This is a genomic window from Undibacterium sp. RTI2.2, from assembly GCF_035018705.1.
Classification (GTDB): domain Bacteria; phylum Pseudomonadota; class Gammaproteobacteria; order Burkholderiales; family Burkholderiaceae_D; genus Undibacterium.
This window is the reverse complement of sequence record NZ_JASJXN010000019.1, coordinates 17,351-40,851: the sequence shown is the minus strand read 5'-3', so window position 1 is coordinate 40,851 and position 23,501 is coordinate 17,351. Positions and strand designations below refer to the sequence as shown.

Annotated in this window: 20 protein-coding genes; 4 read left to right on the top strand and 16 right to left on the bottom strand. The window is 45.4% G+C overall.

The features are described from left to right. Positions 1 to 191: 191 nt before the first annotated feature. Complete coding sequence (gene purL / locus QN395_RS12075; protein WP_322121574.1) at positions 192 to 4,196, bottom strand: phosphoribosylformylglycinamidine synthase; 4,005 nt, start codon at positions 4,194 to 4,196, stop codon at positions 192 to 194. A gap of 243 nt (positions 4,197 to 4,439) precedes the next feature. Next, on the bottom strand, positions 4,440 to 6,125 hold the full coding sequence (locus tag QN395_RS12070; protein ID WP_322119026.1) for a glycosyltransferase family 39 protein: 1,686 nt from the start codon (positions 6,123 to 6,125) through the stop codon (positions 4,440 to 4,442). A gap of 283 nt (positions 6,126 to 6,408) precedes the next feature. On the opposite strand from QN395_RS12070, the gene QN395_RS12065 reads away from it, so the two are divergent. Further along, the gene (locus tag QN395_RS12065) at positions 6,409 to 7,734 is read left to right on the top strand and encodes an amidase (protein WP_322119027.1); all 1,326 of its coding nucleotides are present in this window, start codon (positions 6,409 to 6,411) and stop codon (positions 7,732 to 7,734) included. Between the two features lie 234 nt (positions 7,735 to 7,968). Here QN395_RS12065 and flgL read toward each other — a convergent pair whose 3' ends face one another. From flgL to flgB, 11 genes are all read right to left on the bottom strand, one after another. Next, positions 7,969 to 9,183 (bottom strand): flagellar hook-associated protein FlgL, encoded by a 1,215-nt coding sequence (flgL, locus tag QN395_RS12060; RefSeq protein ID WP_322119028.1) that lies wholly within the window; start codon positions 9,181 to 9,183, stop codon positions 7,969 to 7,971. 17 nt (positions 9,184 to 9,200) lie between these two features. Continuing rightward, positions 9,201 to 11,174, bottom strand: coding sequence for a flagellar hook-associated protein FlgK (gene flgK, locus QN395_RS12055; RefSeq protein WP_322119029.1), 1,974 nt, complete (start codon positions 11,172 to 11,174; stop codon positions 9,201 to 9,203). 132 nt (positions 11,175 to 11,306) lie between these two features. Beyond that, the gene (gene flgJ / locus QN395_RS12050; RefSeq protein ID WP_322119030.1) at positions 11,307 to 12,224 is read right to left on the bottom strand and encodes a flagellar assembly peptidoglycan hydrolase FlgJ; all 918 of its coding nucleotides are present in this window, start codon (positions 12,222 to 12,224) and stop codon (positions 11,307 to 11,309) included. Positions 12,225 to 12,233: 9 nt separating this feature from the next. Next, a complete protein-coding gene (locus QN395_RS12045; RefSeq protein WP_416200106.1) occupies positions 12,234 to 13,352 on the bottom strand; it encodes a flagellar basal body P-ring protein FlgI in 1,119 nt (372 codons plus the stop codon). Positions 13,353 to 13,401: 49 nt separating this feature from the next. After that, complete coding sequence (locus QN395_RS12040) at positions 13,402 to 14,076, bottom strand: flagellar basal body L-ring protein FlgH (RefSeq protein WP_322119031.1); 675 nt, start codon at positions 14,074 to 14,076, stop codon at positions 13,402 to 13,404. Between the two features lie 7 nt (positions 14,077 to 14,083). After that, positions 14,084 to 14,866, bottom strand: a complete 783-nt coding sequence (gene flgG / locus QN395_RS12035; protein ID WP_322119032.1) for a flagellar basal-body rod protein FlgG — start codon at positions 14,864 to 14,866, stop codon at positions 14,084 to 14,086. A gap of 62 nt (positions 14,867 to 14,928) precedes the next feature. Then, entirely contained in the window at positions 14,929 to 15,669 is a 741-nt protein-coding gene (locus tag QN395_RS12030; protein ID WP_322119033.1) for a flagellar basal body rod protein FlgF, read from the bottom strand. A gap of 347 nt (positions 15,670 to 16,016) precedes the next feature. Further along, entirely contained in the window at positions 16,017 to 17,300 is a 1,284-nt protein-coding gene (gene flgE, locus QN395_RS12025) for a flagellar hook protein FlgE (protein WP_322119034.1), read from the bottom strand. Positions 17,301 to 17,381: 81 nt separating this feature from the next. Next, the gene (locus QN395_RS12020) at positions 17,382 to 18,047 is read right to left on the bottom strand and encodes a flagellar hook assembly protein FlgD (protein WP_322119035.1); all 666 of its coding nucleotides are present in this window, start codon (positions 18,045 to 18,047) and stop codon (positions 17,382 to 17,384) included. Positions 18,048 to 18,179: 132 nt separating this feature from the next. Continuing rightward, the gene (gene flgC / locus QN395_RS12015) at positions 18,180 to 18,584 is read right to left on the bottom strand and encodes a flagellar basal body rod protein FlgC (RefSeq protein ID WP_322119036.1); all 405 of its coding nucleotides are present in this window, start codon (positions 18,582 to 18,584) and stop codon (positions 18,180 to 18,182) included. 2 nt (positions 18,585 to 18,586) lie between these two features. After that, on the bottom strand, positions 18,587 to 19,063 hold the full coding sequence (gene flgB / locus QN395_RS12010) for a flagellar basal body rod protein FlgB (protein WP_322119037.1): 477 nt from the start codon (positions 19,061 to 19,063) through the stop codon (positions 18,587 to 18,589). 280 nt (positions 19,064 to 19,343) lie between these two features. Between flgB and flgA the strand changes: the two genes are divergently transcribed. The 3 genes from flgA (at position 19,344) to QN395_RS11995 (ending at position 20,913) form a co-directional block, all read left to right on the top strand. Next, positions 19,344 to 20,003, top strand: coding sequence for a flagellar basal body P-ring formation chaperone FlgA (gene flgA / locus QN395_RS12005; protein WP_322119038.1), 660 nt, complete (start codon positions 19,344 to 19,346; stop codon positions 20,001 to 20,003). Between the two features lie 113 nt (positions 20,004 to 20,116). Next, entirely contained in the window at positions 20,117 to 20,428 is a 312-nt protein-coding gene (gene flgM, locus QN395_RS12000) for a flagellar biosynthesis anti-sigma factor FlgM (protein ID WP_322119039.1), read from the top strand. Then, entirely contained in the window at positions 20,425 to 20,913 is a 489-nt protein-coding gene (locus QN395_RS11995; protein ID WP_322119040.1) for a flagellar protein FlgN, read from the top strand. The genes flgM and QN395_RS11995 overlap by 4 nt, the downstream gene beginning before the upstream one ends. Before the next feature lie 340 nt (positions 20,914 to 21,253). Here QN395_RS11995 and motD read toward each other — a convergent pair whose 3' ends face one another. Genes motD through QN395_RS11980 form a run of 3 tightly spaced genes read right to left on the bottom strand, consistent with a single transcriptional unit; the run spans position 21,254 to position 23,500 of the window. Then, entirely contained in the window at positions 21,254 to 22,039 is a 786-nt protein-coding gene (gene motD / locus QN395_RS11990) for a flagellar motor protein MotD (RefSeq protein WP_322119041.1), read from the bottom strand. A gap of 7 nt (positions 22,040 to 22,046) precedes the next feature. Beyond that, entirely contained in the window at positions 22,047 to 22,787 is a 741-nt protein-coding gene (locus QN395_RS11985) for a flagellar motor protein (protein WP_322119042.1), read from the bottom strand. After that, positions 22,769 to 23,500 carry an RNA polymerase sigma factor FliA gene (locus tag QN395_RS11980; protein WP_322119043.1) on the bottom strand — a complete coding sequence of 244 codons (732 nt, stop codon included), beginning with the start codon at positions 23,498 to 23,500 and terminating at the stop codon, positions 22,769 to 22,771. The genes QN395_RS11985 and QN395_RS11980 overlap by 19 nt, the downstream gene beginning before the upstream one ends. Between the last annotated feature and the right edge of the window lies 1 nt (position 23,501).

Below are 23,501 nucleotides of genomic sequence, written 5' to 3'. Positions count from 1 at the left end.
TCAAATAATATACTCCAGTATGTATATTTTATTGTCCATATTTTTATTGGTCAATAGAACGATTTTTTAAAAAATGATGGGGAGTATATGAATGTAGATAATTATTCAAAACAAAAAAACGCCACAGCAAACTGCGGCGTTTTTGCATTACTTACTATGCGTGAACTTATGTTTAAGTCTACGCAAATCCCTTATGCTACCCACTGACGTGCATTGCGGAACATCCGCATCCACGGAGAATCCTCGCCCCAAGCATCTGGATGCCATGACTGCAATACCGTACGGAATACGCGTTCGGCATGCGGCATCATGACGGTAAAACGACCATCTGTGTTTGTCACCGCCGTAATACCTTGCGGTGATCCATTCGGATTGTATGGATAAGCTTCTGTTGTAGCACCGTTGTTGTTCACAAAACGCATTGCCACTTGTGCCGCTTTAATGTCGCCAGTAATAGAGAAATCGGCAAAGCCTTCGCCATGCGCAACAGCGATTGGAGTTTGCGTCCCGGCCATACCCTGGAAAAAGATCGATGCAGACTCTTGCACTTCGACCATAGCGAAACGCGCCTCGAATTGCTCTGACTTATTCTTGGTGAATTTAGGCCAGGCTTGCGCGCCAGGAATAATCGATTTTAAATTGCTCATCATCTGGCAACCATTGCAAATACCTAGGCCGAAAGTGTCGTCACGCTGGAAGAACTCAGAGAACTGCTCTGCCATCATGGCATTAAACAAAATCGTTTTAGCCCAACCTTCACCAGCACCTAATACGTCGCCATACGAGAAACCACCCACTGCCATCAAGCCTTTGAAATCAGCCAGACGCGCACGTCCAGCGATCAGGTCGCTCATATGGACATCAACCGACTCAAAGCCTGCTTTGTGCATGACATAGGCAGTTTCAATATGAGAATTGACACCCTGCTCGCGCAAAATTGCCACGCGAGGACGAGCACCTGTATTGATAAACGGCGCGGCAATATCTTGTTGCGGATCAAAGCTCAGTTTCGGCTGCATACCTTTGTCACTAGCATCCAGCAAGCGCGCGTATTCAGCATCGGCGCAGGCTGGATTGTCACGCAGACGAGCGATTTGCCAGCTGGTTTTACTCCATATCTGATGCAAGCTTGCGCGTGGCTGGCTATAAATCTGCTTAGCATCGCGGGTAAATTCAATCACGTCACTAGCGTTGACTTTGCCAATTATATGGCTACAAGCACCCAGATTATGTGCGCGTAATACATCCATCACCTCTGAGCGTTGTTCGGTACGGATTTGGATAACAGCGCCTAACTCCTCGTTAAACAAAGCACGCAACGTCTGGTCATTGCGACGTTCTGCTACCTGCCCTGCCCAATTTTTGGCATCGCCCCAGTCAGCGGCCTCATCCATCGTCAAAATATCCAGATTGACGGATAAACCACTACGACCGGCAAACGCCATTTCGCAGAGCGTCGCATACAAACCACCATCAGAGCGGTCGTGATACGCCAGTAATTTGTCTTCACTATTTAATTGTTGAATCGCAGCGAAAAACGCTTTGATATCTTCGGCGCTATCCGCATCTGGCGTCTGATCACCGAGTTTTTGCATGACTTGGGCGAAACAAGATGCGCCAAGACGATTTTTACCTCGACCTAAATCGATCAGTAACAAGCTAGTGTCGCCAGCATCCAGACGAATTTGTGGGGTCAAAGTTTTACGCACATCAAACACGGGCGCAAAGGCGGAAATAATCAGCGAGACTGGTGATGTGACTGACTTGTCTTCGCCATCCTCTTTCCACGTTGTACGCATTGACAGCGAATCTTTACCAACGGGAATACTGATGCCTAACGCTGGGCATAATTCCAAGCCAATCGCTTTGACCGTATCGAACAAAGCAGCATCCTGACCGGGCTGACCACAGGCAGCCATCCAGTTAGCGGACAACTTAATGTCAGAGATATCTTTAATCGGCGCAGCAGCGATATTGGTAATTGCCTCACCAATTGCCATACGCCCCGATGCAGCAGCGTTAATCACGGCGAGTGGAGTGCGTTCGCCCATCGACATGGCTTCACCCAAATAGCCTTCAAAACTCATGGTTGTGACGGCACAATCGGCGACCGGAACTTGCCAAGGGCCGACCATTTGGTCACGCACTGTACTGGCGCCAACAGTACGATCGCCAATCGTGATCAGGAAGGATTTATCAGCAACCGTCGGCAAGCTTAATACCCGCTCAGCCACGACTTTTAAATCCATGCCAGTTAAGTCAATCGCAGGAAATTTTTTCTCTACATGCTTCACATCGCGATGCATTTTTGGCGGTTTGCCCAACAACACATTCATCGGCATATCAACCGGTACATTGTCGTGTTGAGGATCGATGACTTTTAATTGGCGCTCTTCTGTCGCAGTGCCGACTACTGCAAACAAAGCTCGCTCACGTTCGCAGAAATATTGGAATAGCGGCAGACTTTCCGGAGCGATACCAAGCACATAACGCTCCTGAGACTCGTTACTCCAGATTTCTTTTGGCGCCATACCACTCTCTTCCAGAGGGACTTTACGCAAATCAAAAATCGCACCACGTTTGGCATCATTCGTGATCTCTGGAAAAGCATTCGACAAGCCGCCAGCACCGACATCGTGTATCGACAAAATCGGATTAGCATCGCCCATTTGCCAGCAAGAATTAATCACTTCTTGTGCCCGACGCTCCATCTCAGGATTACCACGCTGGACCGAATCAAAATCCAGATCAGCGGTATTCGATCCTGTCGCCATGGATGACGCGGCACTACCGCCCATACCAATACGCATACCAGGACCACCTAGCTGAATCAGCAAGGTGCCAACGGGCAGATCATTTTTCTTAGTATGTTTATCTGAGATGCTGCCGATACCGCCAGCGATCATAATGGGCTTGTGATAACCATGTACCGTGCCGCCAACATTTTGCTCATAGGTACGGAAGTAGCCGCCCAGATTAGGACGACCAAATTCATTATTAAACGCAGCACCGCCCAGCGGGCCCTCGATCATAATTTGTAAAGGTGACGCGATGCGATCTGGCTTGCCGTAGACCTGGCCAGAAGGCGCGCTGTCAGAGCTAGCTATCGTATCTGTTGTGTTTTCCCAAGGTTGCGGCGCATCTGGAAGCATCAGATTAGAAACCGTAAAACCAGACAAACCTGCTTTAGGTTTAGCACCACGACCTGTGGCACCCTCATCACGGATCTCGCCACCAGCGCCAGTCGATGCGCCAGGGAATGGAGAAATTGCTGTCGGATGATTATGTGTCTCCACCTTCATCAAGGTGTGCGTCAATTCTTCTGACGCCTGGTACACATTGCCCTCTGCCGCTCCACGCGGATAGAAACGTTTTACTGTCGCCCCCTCCATAATGGAAGAATTGTCGCTATACGCAACGATGGTGCCTTTGGGTTGTAACAAATGGGTATTTTTGATCATGCCAAACAAGGAGATATCTTGCGCGACGCCGTCAATGGTCCAGTCTGCATTAAAAATCTTATGACGACAATGTTCGCTATTGGCCTGCGCAAACATCATCAGCTCAACATCGGTAGGATTACGCTTAGCTGTGACAAACGCAGCCACCAGATAATCAATCTCATCATCGGATAATGCTAAGCCAAGCTCAGTATTGGCTTGCAATAATGCGTCTTTACCACCGATCAGCACATCGATAGAAGCTAATGGTTTCGCTTCCAGCTCAGAAAATAGTGTCTGAGCTGACTCAACATCCGGCAGCACCATCTCTGTCATACGGTCATGCAATAAGGCCACCACTGCTTGCTTGGATTCTTCTGCCAGTTTTTTAGCGCCGCCCAGCAAACCCGACTTGACTTGCACAACATAGGAGATGCCGCGTTCAATTCGCTTGATTTGCTTCATGCCGCAGTTGTGAGCGATGTCTGTGGCTTTGCTGGCCCACGGAGAAATCGTACCAAAGCGAGGGATCACCACAAATACATCGCCCTCTTCTTTTCCGACAAATGCATCGCCATACGTCAGCAAAGCATTTAGACGAGCAATATCATCTTGCGGCAACGTGCTTGCTGTATCCACAAAATGGGTAAAGCGACCACTAATACCGATAATGTGCGGATCGATAGCTTGCAATTTGGATAACAGACCTTGGGTACGGAAAGCAGACAAGGCATTAGAGCCTGGCAATATCAACATGGCGAGAGAGTAGTTGAGGTAATGCGCACGAAAGTCAGGGATGACATCAGCGACATCACGGGTGGAATCAAAAAGCAAGATTATACCTTGATGCCTGCCTGCACTCCAGCCTGAAACCTAAAGCCAGTGACTACATCAGCAAGGTGTGTGCAAGACAAATACAGCGTGGTGAATGACACATGTGCGATGTAAGCAGTCTATGCATACATCATGTGTATTGGTGCGTCTAATACGCACAAGGACTTAGTTCAAAAATAAACTTACATTGGCAAATTTTTGACTAAGTCTAAAATTCTTCGAATAGGTCTTAGAGGTAAACAAGGCGACGTCGCGGTTTAACACGACTACTGCTAAAGATGACGTATTTGCTACATGTTCAAAATCGGAAGAACTCAGCGCAATATTATTTTTATGTAGCTTATTCCCCCAGAACAAATCACTGCTACGACTCTCGATTATATAAATTGGTTTTTTTAAATAAAAAGCCAGCGAAGACTGATCTTCAAATATTTGAAATAAAAATATCTTACGCTCTGAGTACTCACTCTTTAGCACATCTGCAATTGGACGGGCTGATGTCCACTCAGCGGAAACATGCAAAACATTTAAAAAAATAAACAAGCTTGCCATCGGTAACAAAACATACGCGAGAATACCAACACGTGACCAACGCCATGCCGATATGCCAGATATCGCTGCAACAAACACTAGTGCAAGCAAAGCGTAAAGTAGAAATTGATTGGCGCTCAAGCCCATTATTTGGACCGCATCCAGCTTCTCTTGCGGGTGGCGGAATAGAAACCATGCCAAACCGCCGAACAAGATTGCCAGAAGTAATCCAGGCAATAAACGCCCCCATCGGCCGCCGTATTGCCTGTTTTCCAGTAGCAGCGCCAGTTGAAAACTCGCTAGTGGCATCACCGTAACAAGGTAATAATTTGCCTTTGCACTAGAGATTGAGAAAAACAGCATTGGCATTAACCAGGCCAAACTCAAAAACCACTGTAGTTGCTTTGTTAATGGTCTGCTCGATTGAGACTCTGCCGACCCAGCTTGTTCGGCTTGTCCAACTAAGTCAGTTTGCTCTACATTTTTTTTAGCAAAAAATACCCCAAGTACTAAAAAAGACCAAGGAAAAAGATATAAGACCATTCTCGGCAAGTAATACCACCAGGCTCCAGCGTAATAATCATGTGGCTCGCGCTTGCCTAAAAAACGCAGAACATGCTCATTAATAAAATAAAACCAGGCGAAAATTGGTTCGGTGAGAACCGCAACTATATGCCACGGAAGAACGATTAATAAAAAAATACCGATCGCTTTCCAATTCCCGCATCTACCTAAGCGAATAAAAAAATCTTTGACTGACGTCGATTGACTTAAGATAAAACTACCAATGACGGCACAAAACAAAATGATCGCAATAAATCCTTTTGCCATCACCGCCAAAGCAAGAAAAGCGTAGGAAAAACGTGCAGTACGAGCATCATGATCAACGACAAAAAAATAGGCCCACATCAGGGCTGCCGTCAATAAAGCAGTCAGCAACATATCAAACATCAAAGTACGCGACATTGCCATGACGCCAAGACCAGAGATAAACATGATTGCGGCTAAGCGCACCGATTGAGGTCGTCCCAATTTACGACCAAACCAGAGCAATAAGCCTACACAAGACAACGCGGATAAAGCGGGCACCAGTCTGGCAGACCATTCAGATTCACCAAAAACGGCAAAAAACAACGCTGTCAGCCAATATAACAACGGGGGTTTTTCCATGTAGGCGAGGCCATTCAAATGCGGAATAACCCACTGATGCCAATCGCCAGAGCGCAGCATTTCTCTGGATATTTCTGAGTACAGCCCTTCGTTATTATCGAGAATAGCGTAGCTACCCAAACCGATACCAACAAAGAAAAATGCGGTCATCCATACCATCCAAACAGGAATGGATAATATAAAAGTATCTCTATTAGTTTTCGCTTGCGAGGTGTGCAGCATTAATAAATAATTTAAATATTTTGAATAAAGTAGCTGCGCATTTTGATATGTTTATTATCGTTTTGACGTCTCATCCGATAGCTGTCATAGAATTTACGTTATTACCTAAGTCCTAAAACTAAGTCGCAATCATGACAGGAGTCTATGCTATCGTTTTCTGTCATATTTTTCTATCGCATTTTTCTCTTGCTCACATAACCTCTATTTTCGCATGAAGCCCACTAATTCCAAATCGATTAGCACACTAAATTCTTATTCTCGCAAAGCACTAGTAGAAGCCAGCTTAGAGGTTGCCACCCAAAGTCGATCCATTTTTACGAAACTATATCCAGCATCGGCTTTGGCTGCGGCCGTGCAAGCAGACCATATGCGCAGTCTCGGCATGCCTGCGCTCTCCCCAATTGCAGGCTTGCCGGTTTCGATTAAAGATTTATTAGATGTGGCAGGAGAACCTACTTTAGCAGGCTCTGTTGTGCTGAGAAACGCAGCACCAGCATTGCAAGATGCACCTGTTGTGCGTCGCCTTAGGTTAGCGGGTGCTGCGATTATTGGTAAAACCAATATGACGGAATTTGCTTTTTCCGGTGTTGGGCTTAATCCACATTACGGTACTGCATCCAATCCAGCAGATCAAACGGTGGCGCGAATACCAGGCGGCTCGTCTTCTGGCGCGGCGGTTTCTGTTGCGACTGGCCTGTGTATCGCAGCGATTGGTTCGGACACCGGAGGATCGATTCGTATCCCTGCGGCACTCTGCGGATTGACTGGATTTAAACCAACTGCTAGCAGAGTCTCTAACGCGGGTACGGTGCCATTGTCCTTTAGCTTAGACACCATTTGCGCCATGGCAAATAACGTTGACGACTGCATCGCGATGGATCACATCATTGCAGATCATTCACTAAGCATCGTTGATTTACCGCTGAAAGGCTTACGTCTGGCGGTACCACAAACATTGGTGTTAGATGGATTGGATAGTGCGGTCGCCCGCGCATTTAGCACTACTTTGTCGTGCTTATCAAAAGCGGGGGCAAACATCATTGAAGTAGAAATGAGACCGCTGGCCGATTACCGGAAGATGGGGTCGTTCTCTGCTTCAGAGGCATATGCCTGGCATCGCACACTTTTGGCTACCAGGTCATATGAATACGATCATCGGGTGGCGCAACGAATCCAGTCTGGCGCAAGTTTGTCTGCGGCAGACTATATTGATTTACATAAAGCGCGTAATCAATGGATACAAATCATGGAAACTTTATTTGCGCCCTTTGATGCGATCATCATGCCAACAGTGCCTATCGTAGCGCCAGCCATCGCGGACTTGGAAGCATCCGACGACGTGTTTTTTGATATCAACGGACAACTTCTAAGAAATACCGCAACAATTAATGTTTTAAATGGCTGTGCAATATCGATTCCCTGCCATACACCTGATAGTTTGCCTGCTGGTTTAAGTATTGCCGGTGTGGCAAATTCGGATGCAAAAATTTTAGCTATTGCTCGCGCAGTTGAGGCCGAGCTGGCTCGTATTCGATAGCTTTTAATTTCAAACGATCATATATCCTCACGTAGTGTATATATTAGCTCCCCATAGAATCATTGGAGGATAGTAGATATTATAAAAAAATATTGGGGAGTATATTTCAAATGAGATTCATAAAAAATTGGGATTGGCCGTTTGAAGTGGAGAATCCCAATTTTTCATACGCAATTTTGCATCACTTATTTCCGTACATTCTGGCGACGGTTTCAGGCTGCTTATTCAGTTCGCTTAATTAATATACTGAAATAAAGATAACGACGATGTTTTTACAAACGATTGTTGAGCCGCTTGCAAAGTCACTTGTTGCTGGTTCAGCTCAGTAATTGCCTTGGCATAATCCAGAGACTGAATATCAGACAGAGATTGTTTGTATACCAGACCAATGCTATCGCCAGCGCTATTGAGGCCATCGATTTCTTTCAGGCTGGTACCGATAGCAGCTCTTGATGTTAACACGTTGGATAAGGACTTATCAACATTGTTATTCGCTTGCGATAAAGCGGCAGTCAAATCTGCCCTAGCGCCAGCGGTTGCTGTTGGCGTATTTAGCGCTTTGATAATGTCGGTCAACGTCTTAAAAATATCTTGATTGCCCGATTGGATGGTAAATTTATCCCCCGGCGCTGGTGCACCTGGCGTATTAGTCAACGTCGTGCTGATGCCATCAAAAGTTACCGTCTGCGGGCTGGTATAAGCAGTACTTGGGACGACAGTGGCCCCAGTAGTTTTATTTAACACACTGAAATTAGTGCCGGTATTATCAAATATAACTTGATAATCGTTACCTGTTAATGCGTTTTGGGTTGCCGGATCAATTGCCGCAGTGGTCACCAGTTGCCCTGTATTAGCCGAACTTGGGACGATATTAAATTGCCCAGTCGATGTACGAATGTTACCGAAAATAGCAGAGCCAATATCGCTGATAGCAAGCTGTCTTGACGTATCGACCTGCAATAAACGTTGTCCTTGATCGCCACTATATGCAGCGCCGTTGGCGGTCTTGGTATAAGGAGCGTTGGAATTCGAGAAACCTGCAAACAAATAGCCACCCGTGCCATCAGTCGAATTAGCATAGCTAATTAAATCATCCAGATTACCTTGTAATTGCGTCGCAATATAACCACGGTCAGTATCTGACAAAGCACCATTACCAGCACTAACCACTAAAGTTTTAACGTTCTGTATAGTGGTCGTTACGCTTTGCAGTACGCCCTCAGCGGTACTCAGACTATTAGTCGCGTTTTGTCTATTGACGGCATATTGGTCATTAATAGCATCTGACTGCGAAATGACCAAAGCACGTGCCGAACCGACTGGGTCATCGGAGGGCGTCAAAATTTTTCTACCCGCTGCGATTTGCTGTTGCGTCTTGTTTAAACTGACCTGTAAGTCGCTAATCCTCGAGCCGCCAGTATCATAAATAGTGCTAGTGCTTATACGCATGATGATGCCTTAAAGATTTAAGGATTAATGTTGAGCAATACGCTGAATAATTGACTAGCAATCTGCATCAATTTTCCCGCCGCTTGGTAGGCTTGCTGGTAGCGCAGTAAATTAGTGGCTTCTTCATCAAGATTAACACCCGATTGAGATTGTTGAATCTGAACACTTTGCGCCAACAACTGCGTTTCTGATGCACTAGTGGCTTCTAATTCATGCGTTTTATTACCTACCAAACTGACGAATTGAGCGTATGCCCCTTGGTATGTAGTCGTATTGCCAGCGACATTATTTTTTGTTTGTAGGCCAGCAAGCAAAACAGCATTTCGACTGTCGCCGGTACCAGTCGTATTTTGTGCAATATTAAATATATCGCCGTTTGCGGGCGAACCTGAGACATTAAAACTTGCACCGCTAAAACTGATCGTCGCACCGCTTGTGTATGGTACTGGCGTGTTAGCGACATAAGGACCGTACGAGGTGGTTACACCATTGTTAGTCACACTTACATTTGATCCGACGGGAAAACCAGTGAACGCATTAGCAGAAAAAGCCAGTTTTACAGGTGTGGATAGGCTTGCCGAAGTGTAAGTCGAATTCACGACACCTGCACTGATCGCGCCAGATCCGGTGTTGGTACTTGGTACTGACGTGGTAACAGGCGATGCAGCAGCGATTTTAGAGGTGTCAGTAATCGCTACGCTCAAGAAAGAGGCGCCGTTAATCGTTGGCTTGATCAAAAATTCATCGCCCGCTGCGGGTGTGCCGGTACCAGCAAAACTCAGCCCGTCAACCGTGCCTAGCGCTGCGAGGGTAGTCGCTGTAGCAGGTGAAGTTGGAAACGTTGCGCCATCAGACAGTCTCGTCAGTTTGTAATTGGTACCATCGTATTGCAAGCGGTAATCGCTAGTTGTCAAAGCACTGGCGCTGGCAATCGATGTAGTGACAGTCTCCGTACCAGTGTTATTACTGCTGGCATTCGTTAAAGGAGTTGCCACATTAAAAAAATTGCCACCCAGTTGCCCATTAAGATCCTGACCGAGTTTATGCTGATCATTGAAAGTGGTCGCAAGACTAATTGCTACACGTCCCAAAGAATTTTGCGCCACATCGAGCGTATTACTTCTAAAGTCAAATAAGCCTCCCAGTGTCCCACCAGGCAAACTATTCTCACCTAATAAAACAGTTTTTCCATTGGTAACATAGGCAACATCTAAACGCGACGGGTCAGTCAAAGACTGCGCCGCCTGCAACTTATTTATGTTAGCGCCGACTACAAGTGGTTGGCCACTGCCTATGAAAACATTGTATTTGGGGCCATCAGATATGACGGATACTTTTGTCAACTTACTGAGTTCAGTTACTAGTTGATCGCGCTGATCGAGTAAATCATTTGGTATAGCACCACCGTTAGTTGAACTCTCCGCGGTGGCAATAGTATTATTTAATTCAGATATTTGTGTCGCATAGCTATTAATTGAACCAACCGTCGATTGAATAGAATCGTTCACGCCGCTACGAATTTGGTCCAATTGATTTTGTAAGCTGTTAAATCTGGAGCTAAGTGCCTGAGCCGAGGACAATGTCGATTGTCTCGCGGCAGAACCAGCCGTGCCATTAGGGCTGGCAGCTAAATCTTGTACCGACTTGAAAAAATCTTGTAGTGCCGGAGAAACGCCGGCAGAAGGATCTGCAATCAAATTATTGATTTGCTGAATTTGGGAATAATAAGTGCCAACCTGATTACTGCTAGATTGGGAAGCATTGACTTGCTGTGCTAAAAATTGATCATAAACACGACTAATTTGACTAACCTGCACACCTTGACCAACAAAATTACCGCCTAAATTTTGCGGTGTGTTCGCTGTTTGAATTACAACCTGCCTGTTATAGCCTGGAGTTGATGCATTAGCAATATTATGACCGGTCGTCGTAATACCCAACTGAGCTGCAGCTAAGGCACTCTGCCCAACACTAAGAATATTTGAACCCATGGATGTTCCTGCCTGACGCTTTTATTGCTTCTGTTGTTACTCTATTGAGAGGTATCAATATTGTTTTCGGAGAAATCCTACAAAACTTTAATAAGTAAATCTACCGAAGAATGGTTGAAATCAAATGCCTGGCTAAGTTGACAAGGTTTGATTGATGATTTTTGACAACTTATTAGCATACTGAGGATCGGTTGCATAACCCGCTTTTTGCAAACCTTGCGCAAAACTAGAAGCATCTTTTGAGTTTGCAATTACACCTTCATAACGAGGATTATTTGTCAGTAATTTGGCGTAATCTTTGAAAGCGTCGCCATAAGAATCATAGGACTTAAATTTTTCTACTTTCTTGTACGCAACTCCGTTCACATACTCAGTCGTAACCGCATCAACCGTCTTGCCCTTCCATTTGCTATTAGCTTTCATGCCAAAAATATTGTGACTTGGCGTTCCATCAACTGATTTGATTTCTTTTTTGCCCCAACCACTCTCTAACGCCGCCTGCCCCAACATAAATTTGGCAGGTATACCCGTTTCTATACTGGCTTGTTCTGCATGCGCAGATAATTTTTGCTGGAACTCCTTCACATTGCCAGTTCCACTAATGGGAGAATCATCGGCAATACTCATTTTCTGCCCCAGCTTCATGTTGCTCAGGTAAGAGTCAATTCCACGCGCATTGATACTAGTAAGATTATTATTTAAACCACTATTTTGAGATAAACCGTCACCTTGCAATGCCTGACTCAATTGCGTATTCGAAAGCTGTTTAACCAAAGCGTCTGCCAATCCTATGCCGCGTTTTGCCATATTTTGTGACAACTGCTGATCGAGCATGGACGTGTACATCTTACTTTGCTCATTATCAAAAGGACCATCCTGACCACCTGCCTGTCGCATCGACTTCAACATCATCGTCATGTATAAGGCCTCGAACTGCTTGGCAGCCGCCTTCAACGCATCTGGAGAATTGTTCTTGGCAGATTGCTTGAGATCATCCAAACCTTTGGTATCAAAAGCAAGTTTATCCGAAATGTCTGCACGTCCTATCATGGCAACACCTTAAATGATTTCAAGATCGGCACGCATAGCACCGGAAGCTTTCATTGCCTGCAATATTGCAAGCAAATCTTGCGGTGTTGCGCCAATGGCATTGAGTGCTTTAACGACATCGGTCAAAGTAGTACCTGCCTTCAACATAACGAGCTGCCCTGCATCTTTGGTAATAGTGATATCAGATTTCTGAGTAAGCTCGGTTTGCCCGGCAGCAAGTGCATTTGGCTGACTCACTGCGGTATCTGTATTGATCACCACAGACAGATTGCCATGCGCGATGGCGCAAGCGTCTAGAGTAACCGCTTGATTCATCACAATTGATCCGGTTCTCGCATTCAGGATAACTTTTGCTGCAATTTGGGCAGGTGTGACTTCTATGCTCTCAAGATTGCCTAAAAATGCGACTCGCTGATCGCTGCCAAGCGGTGTTCTGACCTGGATTACGCGACCATCCATCGCCGCCGCTGTACCAGCACCGAATTTTTTATTGATTGCATCAACAACCTTGCTCGCAGTAGAAAAGTCACTGGTGTTCAATTCCAGATGCACTACACCATCTTGCCCCAATATGGATGCGACGGCTTTTTCGACAGTCGCACCGGAAGAAATACGTCCAACGCTCAGATGATTGACCTGCACTTTGCTTCCACCAGCGGCAGCGCCAACACCACCGACTAAAACGTTGCCTTGTGCCATTGCATAAATTTGGTTATCGGCACCTTTGAGCGGCGTCATCAATAAGGTACCGCCTCGTAAACTCTTGGCATTGCCCATAGAAGAAACGGTGATATCGAGTGTTTGCCCTGGCTGAGAAAAAGGAGGAAGCGATGCCGTTACCATGACAGCCGCTACATTTTTTAATTGCAAACTCGTGCCGACGGGAATACTCACGCCCAATTGCTGCAACATACTAATCACACTTTGTACCGTAAACGGCGTTTGCGTTGTCTGATCGCCGCTGCCATCCAGACCGACTACCAGTCCATAGCCCAGCAGTTGATTCTGACGCACGCCTTGAATACCAGCGATATCCTTCAAGCGCTCGGCATGGGATTGCATTGCCACCGTTGATCCCAACAGGCACATACAGACCATGCTGCGTCTGATCCAATTTAATATCATCATTTCAAGCCCCCAACTCTATTCCACTCAACTACAACTTCCATTGCCACAATCAAAGTGGAATAAAACTTAAGAAAAACCGCGTCAGTAAGGAATTAACCTCAGCGCGATCAATTCTGGCGGTAGATCGATATTCAAAACGAGCATCAGCAACTTGTCCTGATGCGACCACGTTGGCGGCCGAGATACTAGCCGGTGTTACTACGCCCGAGAAACGCACATATTCAGCCCCTTGATCAAAGGCAATTTGCTTCTCGCCACTGACCAATAAATTTCCGTTTGGTAAAACATCAATCACAGTGACTGCAATCGTGCCCGTAAAATTATTACTCGCTGTTTGTGCACCTGCTGAGTCAAATTTACTGGACGATGTACTTGATAAACCGGCATTACTGGTAATAGCAGAAGACAAGCCAAGAAATGAAGGTACATTGAACGAGGTGCTACCACTCTTGTTGGCAGAACTTGCACCGGCTTTACCGGCACTGGTTTTTTCGCTGATAGAGATGGTCAATACATCGCCTAACAAACGACCTTTTTGATCTTCAAATAAAGGCCGGTAAGATGCTGATTGATAAATTGCGCCATTAAGCTCCCTCTGCGGCTTAGCTGATTGTGGCGCTATCGTCATCGGTTGATGAATAATTGGCGGCGGCACGACAGCACAGCCAGCCATAGAAAATAAAACCGCTAAGAACAAGACAAAAAGGAAGGATGTAGATTTCATATGAAACTCACATTTGCGTTAATTTTTGCAGCATTTGATCCGAGGTTGTGATCGCCTTACTATTAATCTCGTAAGCACGCTGGGTCTGAATCATATTGACTAACTCTTCTGCAACATTGACATTAGACGTCTCAATAAAGCCTTGTGTCAGTAATCCAGCTCCGTTTGTACCAGGCGTGTTGGTGCCCGGGCTACCTGATGCCGCTGTTTCTGTATATAGATTTTCACCGTTCGCTAACAATCCGGCCGGATTGATAAAAGTAGCCAACTGTATGGAACCGACTTGCACCGGCGCAGCGGAACCGGGCTGCGTCACGGAGACAGTGCCATCCCGCCCTACCGTGATAGATTGTGCATTTGCTGGGATCGAAATAGCAGGCTGAATCACAAATCCACTAGACGTCACCATTTGGCCTTGGCTATCGGTCTGAAATGAGCCATCTCTGGTGTAACCAGTAGTGCCATCGGGCAGCAACACCTGGAAGAAACCTTCTCCCTGGATGGCAACATCCTTAGAATTACTTGTCTGTTGCAAATTGCCTTGAGTAAAAATGCGCTCTGTCGCAACTGGACGGACGCCCGTACCCAATTGCAAACCTGAAGGTAATTGAGTTTGTTGAGAACTCTGGGCGCCAGGCTGACGCAGTGTTTGATAAAGCAAATCCTCAAATATCGCACGCGACCGTTTAAAACCCGTGGTACTGACGTTGGCCAGATTGTTTGAGATGACATCCATTTGCGTCTGCTGCGCATCAAGCCCGGTTTTGGCAATCCATAATGAGCGTATCATTTTATTTCTCCTGAGCACGAAGGCAACATATCAATTCTTTAGTCATTTTGAGGCTAATAGCATCAAGTCAAAGCCATAATCTGACTAGCTTTAGTAGCGTTACTCTCAGCGTTCTGGAGTAACTTCATATTCATTTCAAATTGTCGGGCCAGATTAATCATTGAGACCATAGACTCGATAACACTGACATTGCTACCCTCCAACGTGCCACCGGCAACATTTACCGCAGGATCAGCGTCGAGCGCGCTGCCATCTTTGGTCTTAAATAAACCGTCGTCACCGCGAACCAAGTTTTGTTCAGGGGGATTGGCCAGTTTTAAACGCCCGATAATCTCCACTGCACTGGTTTTTGGGCCGTTTGGAACGCTGGAAATTGTGCCGTCGCTCGCAATGGTGATCGTTACGTCAGGCGGCACCGTGATCGGTCCGGTCTCACCGACGACATTAAGACCGCTTAGGGTCTGCAGTACGCCATTTTCATTCAGCTTTAAACTGCCATTGCGGGTCATCGCCTCACTGCCATCATCGCGCTGAACGACTAGCCACCCCTTCCCCTGCACCGCCACATCTAACGCGCGGCCTGTGATTTGGGCATTACCAGTAGAAAAATCCGAACCGACCGTCGCATCGACAACAAAAGCGCGTGTTGGTAAGCCCGGTCCAATCACTGGCACCGCACGAAAAGAATCTATCTGAGCACGAAACCCTGTAGTAGTCGCATTGGCGAGATTATTAGAATTTGTCGCCTGCTGCTCAAGGATGTGCTTCGCTCCCGTCATCGCGGTATAGATCAAACGATCCATTTCATATCTCTCTTCAATAAGCAATACACATTTTTACTGATCATACAAACACAATTAAACGCTAACAATTACCGTAATTTCATTTCTATTGCTTCAAATTTATAACGAGGAACTTAATATACTCCCCATCACTTTCTTAAAAATCGCCCTATTAGCAAAAAATTACCTAGACAATTAAATATACATACTAGGAGTATATAAATTAAAACATAAAAGAGTAAAGCATCGTACGAACCATTTAACGTCAACCCGCGCGGTGTAACTACGGATTTGCTTCACGCCCACCACACCAACGTAAAGGCGCACCCCGCATTCGCGCGAGTCATATCAGTCTATTGATTTAATGCTTATCGCAAGTTCACCAAGGTTTGCTGAATTTGATCTTCTGTTTTGATCGTCTGGGCATTAGCTTGATAAACTCGCTGGGCAGTAATCATGTTGACCAGTTCCGCCGTAAGATCTGTGTTTGAATCCTCAACGGCAGACGAGGTCAAAGTTCCTTGACCGCTAGAGCCTGGTGCGCCAATTAACGCTTGGCCAGAGGTTGAAGTCTCGTTCCATTGATTATCGCCAACTGACTGCAAACCATTTGCGTTGGTAAAACTCGCCAGAACAACTTGCCCTAACACTGCTGTTTTACCGTTGGTATAACTACCAACGATCGTCCCGTCTTTAGCGGTACTAAAACTGGACAACTTACCTGACGCAAAACCATCCTGCTTGAGCGTACTAACACTGAAATTAGAACCGAATTGGGTTGAACCAGTAAAATCTAATTTGATATCAATCGGCGTTGAAATTGGGGTAACCGCGCCAGTGGTAACTGGAACAGCAACCTTTAACGCTCTTGGATCATTTGCAGAAAATGCCGGCGTTGCAGCAACCATCTTGCCCAAATTGTCAAAGGTCAACTGTCCTAAGGCAACAGGCGCTGCTGGAGGCACATAACCAATCGGTACTCCATCACTTGTGGCATAAACATTCCATGTCAACGCGGCGGGGTCTTTTGCAAAAAAAGTTTGCAGCTCATGTGAATTACCCAAGCTATCAAAGACAGATACGGAAGTCGCGTTGTTATAAGAAGTTGGATCCGTTGGTGAAAACGCGATCGGTGAAGCACCACCAGGATTTGTCTGACGCGAATCCAGATTGACGAGTGCATTTGCGACCTTGGTTTGCGCTGGCGAAATATCAGCCGTGTTGATATTAATCGGCGCTGGGGCACCAGTCGATAAGACACCGTTTGCATTAGCAACATAGCCCGTTAGCTGTGCACCCTGCGCATTGATAATATTGCCGTTTTTATCTAACTGGAATTGACCATTCCGGGTATAAGACACTGAGCCATTCGTGTTCATTCTAAAAAATCCATTGCCATTGATCGCGATATCCAAAGGATTATTCGTATTGGTCACATTACCCTGCGTAAATTGCTGAGCAATCGCGGCAACTTTAGTACCAATACCAACTTGTCCACCACCTGAGCCATTGAGAGAATTGGCATAGACATCGGCAAATTGCACTTCTGCCTGTTTAAAGCCAACCGTGCTGGCATTGGAGATGTTATTGCCGATCACGTCTAACGATTTGGATGCCGCGTTTAAGCCGCTTAAGCCTTGTTGAAAACCCATGATATTTCCCCTTATTTACTAGAATTAAATTAACTGAAGTTGAACTTAAAATGACAAGAATAGATTTTTTGCAGATTGTTCTTAATAGATTTTTCTGATATCGGCCATACTGATATCACCAATATTCGCCACACTCAATTTAACTCCTTGCGCGTTGGATGTAACGCTAGACACGAGGCCAAAACTTAATGCAGTTGCATCCACCGCTTTGCCTGCTGAAGTTGCAGCTACAGAGAATGTGTACTGGCCGTCAGCCGCAACACCACCAGCATCGGTGCTACCATCCCAGGTTAATTGATTAAGGCCTGATGCTGTTGAGCCAAGACTAATTGTCTTAACCGTAGCACCGGCGGCATTTTTAATCGTGACATCGACCTTGTCTGCGCCCTGAACTAAATCGATGCCATAAATCGATTTACCGCTAGACAAACTAATTGCACTACCAGGTGCAATCACACCATGACCAATCATGTTGGCGGCCTGTAAATTTTGTCCAGCAATCATATTGGTGCTTAAAGTAGCGACTGCAGCATTGAGCTGATTGATCCCTGTTACTGTGGATAACTGGGCTAACTGACTTGTCACCTGAGCGTTGTCCATCGGGTTCAGTGGATCCTGATTTTTCATTTGCGTTACGAGCAAATTCAAAAATTGATTTTGAGTATCTGCTACAGTCGATTTTGTCGCTGCAGTACCGTTCTGCGTCGCCAGTAAAGCTGGATCAACGGTATTAGTAATAGTAGTCATTTGAACTCCTTCATCCAGTATTTAGAGCGTTGCAAAAGTATTTTATTGATACGCTGATGAGACATTTTTAACACAATGCTTTTACTAATTTTGCTAATAACAAAACTAAGTAGCATTGAACAACATGATTACTTACTGACCTAAAGTAAGGGTTTTAAGCAACAAAGTTTTAGCGGCATTCATCGTATCAACGTTTGTCTGGTAAGAGCGAGAGGCAGAAATCATATTCACCATTTCTTCGACAACATTGACATTTGGCGTCGCCACATAACCTTTTTCATCGGCAAGAGGATGCTTAGGGTCATATATCAATTTAGGTTGATTACCATCTTCGACGACCTCCTTCACCTTGACGGATGTGGCAGTGGCATCGCTGGACGGCACGGCGCTAAAAACGACCTGTTTGGCTTTATAGGGCTGACCGTTTGAGCTGGTTACGCTATCGGCGTTGGCTAAATTACTAGACACCACATTCAAGCGCTGTGCCTGGGCACTCATGGCGGAACCTGCGACATTAAAAATATTGAATAAGGACATAATTACCCCTGGATAGCGGCCAACATGCCGCGAATCTGCATATTAATCATAGTAAGGCTAGCCTCATAACGCAAAGAGTTATCCGCGAATTGATTGCGCTCCACATCCATATCTACCGTGTTGCCGTCCACGTTGCTCTGTACGGGGTTTCGGTACAATAGCTGACTAGTGCCGGCACTATTTTGTCCGTCAAGATGATTAGGAGATGTTTTTATTAACTCAGCTGAGGATTGATTTACTGTTTGGCTCATTGCATTATTAGCCAAATTGCCATTCTGGTTGACGGCAGCGCCAGTCGATGTTGAAGTGGCTGCATTATTCAATGCATTACTCATCGCGGACGAAAAATCGATATCGCGCGCTTTATAATTGGGCGTGTCAGCGTTAGCGATATTGGATGAAATCAATTGCTGACGCTGCCCTCTGACAGATAGCGCAGTTTCTTGAAAACGAAAATAATCGTCGATTCTGTTAGCCATATTCCCTCCAATTACGATCTGCTTTAGTCCAGTTTTAGCTTGATAACAACGCGATAATTTAAGTAAAAGCAATATCAGCGGCTGTTTAAACGGTTTTTGATGCTTTGCATGTTATCCCCGTAAAGGCAAGTCCAATCGTCTAAAAAGAAGACCAAAATACCGTCTATTCCTCGATTTACTTTCCAAGATAAAACCTACAATTTGATTCAATGCTTCCACCGAGAATCCAATGAAAAAGCGATTAATATCGAGATCAATGCTGGCCATCCTAAGCATAATCTTGAGCACGCAAGTCGTTGCCGAGCCAAACAACGCTCAGCAAAATCCCTTGGCGGTGAGAGAGGCAGCAGAAAACTTTTTAAAAACACAGTCCGCCGGCCAATCTGGCGATGTGCGCATTAGCGTTGGGCCACTGGATAGTCGCTTAAACTTAGCTGCATGCCCTAATTTATTGCCATTTTTACCTCAGGGAAGTAAACCTTGGGGCAAGATTACGGTAGGCGTACGCTGCGCAGAACCAACGCCTTGGATTGTGTATCTCACAGCAAATGTGCAAATTACTGGCGATTACTATGTCACTGCGGGATCTTTGGCGATAGGACATGTTCTGACAGCCTCGGATCTAATCAAAACCAAAGGAGAATTATCAAGCCTACCAAATGGTGTTGTGACAAATCCAGAGCAAGCGATAGGCAGGTCAATAACGACATCCGTCACGTCTGGCACTACATTAAGAGGAGACATACTAAAAAATCCTCCGGTAGTGCAACAAGGACAATCCGTGCGCGTAACCAGTACGGGTAAAGGATTTCAAGTGGCGACTGACGGACAGGCATTAAACAATGCCAGCGAAGGACAAGTAGCAAAAGCAAAGACAATGTCAGGTCAAGTAGTTAGCGGAATAGCCAGAGCTGGTGGGATCATTGAGGTCACCTATTGAATCGGAAATTACCATTTGGAACGATATTTCCTTACTCAAGGTTAAAGTTTAAAATAACGCAGCCGATATACATAACGTAGATGTATATAAATCCGAATAAAGAGGGTAACGCTGTGAAAATTAATGACGCACTACCAAGTACGCCGGCAGTACCAACTGGTACTCAGGTTCGTACTGATCGCTCGCCCGATAAAGCAGAGGTAGCAACGACGCCTTCGCATACGGTGCAGATCTCGCCCCTGTCGACGCAATTGCAGGCTTTACAAAATACTCAGGCTAATAGCGGTGTGTTTGCAACAAAAAAAGTGGAAGAAATTAAGCTCGCCATTTCTGAAGGACGCTTCCAGGTCAACTCAGAAAAAGTAGCTGATGGCTTGCTTGAGACTGTTAAAGATTTATTAAACTCCAGAAAACAATCATCATGAACCTCTCCAGCGCAAAACTACTCCAATTAAATCAATGCCTTGAAGATGAAGTCGTAGAAATGACATCATTATCTGAGTTGTTGAAATTGGAACAAGCTGCGCTAGTTGAAGCACGTGTGAATGATCTAATTGATCTGACTAAAAACAAGAGTCTCATAATAGCAAAAGTGTCAGAATTAGAAAAATTGCGCGCATCAAGCTTAAAAGAATTAGGATTCACTTCAGATAATTCCGGCATGCAGGCATTACTAGAAAAAGCTCCGGCAGAAGTAGAAACATCGAATTACTGGAAAACACTTTTAACAATTTCTGAGCAAGCGCAAGAAAATAACCGCACAAATGGCATTTTAATTAACCGCCAATTCACTCGCAACCAAAACGCATTAAATATACTGCAACAAAATAATCCCGCTGGATCAATGTACGGACCTAATGGTCAGTCCACTGTCAAAAATATGACGGGTCGTGGTGTCGTTGCAGGTTAATTGAACCCAACGACAGTTACTGCGTCAACTCTGGTTTGTCTGCGAAAGTCACAATTAGATAACAATTTTTGATAGCTATATATTGTTTTACAAACTAGGTAGCTTGATATACTCCCCTACCATACCCTCCAAATATATCTTATCGCCTAATAATTATTTGTACGACTAGACTATACTCATAGTGAGTATAGTCTAATCGAGAATGAGTATTTGATCCAGTATTTCACGTTACCTAGCAAAAAAGTAAAATATAACGAGCACGTAGCTGTATTTTTGTGCAAGGCTGATAACTAGTATTGCACTTATACTTGCACTAACACATTACACGCAGATTACAAGCTCAGTTAGTTCTTTTATCGGCAGAGGTAACCGGAACATCAATACCCGATTCCGGCAAAATAGCCAAGATAGTGACAGTGACGCGTCGATTCCTCGCTCTGCCGTCTATAGTGTCATTTGATCCAACTGGCATTTTTGGTCCCTGACCAACTGCAGTCATTCGATTCTCATCGACCCCATTTTCTGTGAACAATCGAACTACGGTGCTTGCACGTACAGCAGATAATTCCCAGTTCGAGGGAAAATTAGTATTTTTGATAGGAAGATTATCGGTATATCCCTCGACCTGAATTGCGTGACTATCTAACTTCAATACAGAAGCGATCGCCGTTAATGCCTGGTTTGAATCATCATTGAGCTTCGCTTCACCAGGGGCAAAAAGCACGCTAGCATTAATTTCTATCGTTACGCCGCGACTAGTCTGAGTTACGCGTACTTTCCCCTCTCTGACCAACGGTTCCAGCACGGCCAAAATATCGCGTGCAATGCCAGTCATTTGCTCACGTTCTTTGCGTAATGGTTCCGCATTTTTGGGTCTGATGATGGGAAGAGGATCTAGCTTAATCGTCGGTTCAACGTCGATATCCCGTTTTACTGATTGCACCAAAACTGCTTTACCGAATGCCCCCGTAAGAGAATTAGACAACACCCGATATTTGCCTTCGTTGACCGATGATATCGCGTACATCACTACAAAAAAAGCAAATAATAAGGTGATGAAATCGGCGTAAGAAACTAACCATCTGTCATGGTTATCATGTTCTTCCTGGTATTTCTTTCTCTTCATGACCAATTTAATTTTTATGGTTTGCCAGGCGCTCTTCGATTACACGAGGGCTATCACCAAGAGCAATGCTATAAAAAATATCTGATAACATCTCGCGCCGGACAACTTCCCGGTGAATAATTTCTTTGAGCTTATTACTAATGGGTAGAAAAAGTAGGTTTGCTAATCCAACACCGTAAATAGTCGCGACAAAAGCGACTGCAATACCACTACCGAGTTTGCTTGGGTCTGTCAGATTCTCCATAACATGGATTAAGCCGAGTACCGCCCCCAAGATTCCTATCGTCGGCGAGTAGCCTCCCGCGGCTTCCCAAATTTTTATTGCTTGTCTTTGCTCCATCTCGTACAAAGAAATATCGACGTCAAGAATGTCTTTTAAGCGGGATGGATCAACACCGTCAATCACCAGGCGTAAGCCTTTGCTAATAAATTGATCTTTACTAGAATCCATGTAGCGCTCAAGACTGAGGAAACCCTCACGACGTGCGACAACACTCCAGATCAAGGCTTCTTGTATAGTTTTTTTACTTGTATCTATTGGCATGGAGATGATCCACCGTAGCATTTTTATGCCACGGATAAACGTGGGCATCCGGCTTTGCAACAAAACAGCGCCAATCGTGCCGACGACAACGATAACAAACGCAGCAGGCTGCACTAAGGAGGATAAGCGTCCACCCTCAATCAGCTGGCCTGAAAAGATGCCGACAACTACTAAGATAAATCCAATTAGGCTAGCCCAGTCCACGCTTTCTCCCTTAACGAAGCCCTGAGTCGGGCTACTGCCTGGCTATGAAGTTGCGATATCCGGGATTCGGATACGCCCATGACGGCGCCTATCTCTTTTAAATTGAGCTCTTGTTCGTAATACAAACCCATGAGTAGCTTTTCTCGCTCGGGCAAACTATCAATCGCGAAGATCACAGCATCACGAAAATCGCCATGCAAAAGATCTTCTAAAGGATCGCCTGAACGATCGTTACAGTAATGATCGAGGAAATGCTCTTTGGTATCTGCATCATGAAAATCTTCGTAATACACGAGTTGATGTCCGCCACTCTCACCCAGCAAATCCTGGTATTCGGCCAGACTCAATTTCAGCAACTTAGCAACTTCCGTTTCTAGCGGTGGACGTCCTAATTTTTGCTGCAATGCGTTCATTGCGTTTTCAATTTTGCGCATGTTTTGGCGCACACCACGCGGCAGCCAATCACTGCTGCGCAATTCATCCAGCATTGCACCGCGTATGCGTTGCACTGCATAGGTTTCAAATTGTGCGCCGTGATTGTCTTCATAACGGTTAACGGCATCTAGCAGACCTATCATACCGGCCTGCACTAAGTCATCAACTTCGACGCTGGGGGGCAATCTCGCTTTTAATTGATAAGCGAGTCGCTTCACTAGTGGAGCATGCTCCGTAAGTAGGGAATTTTTATCTGATTTTCCGCTAGCGGTGTACATA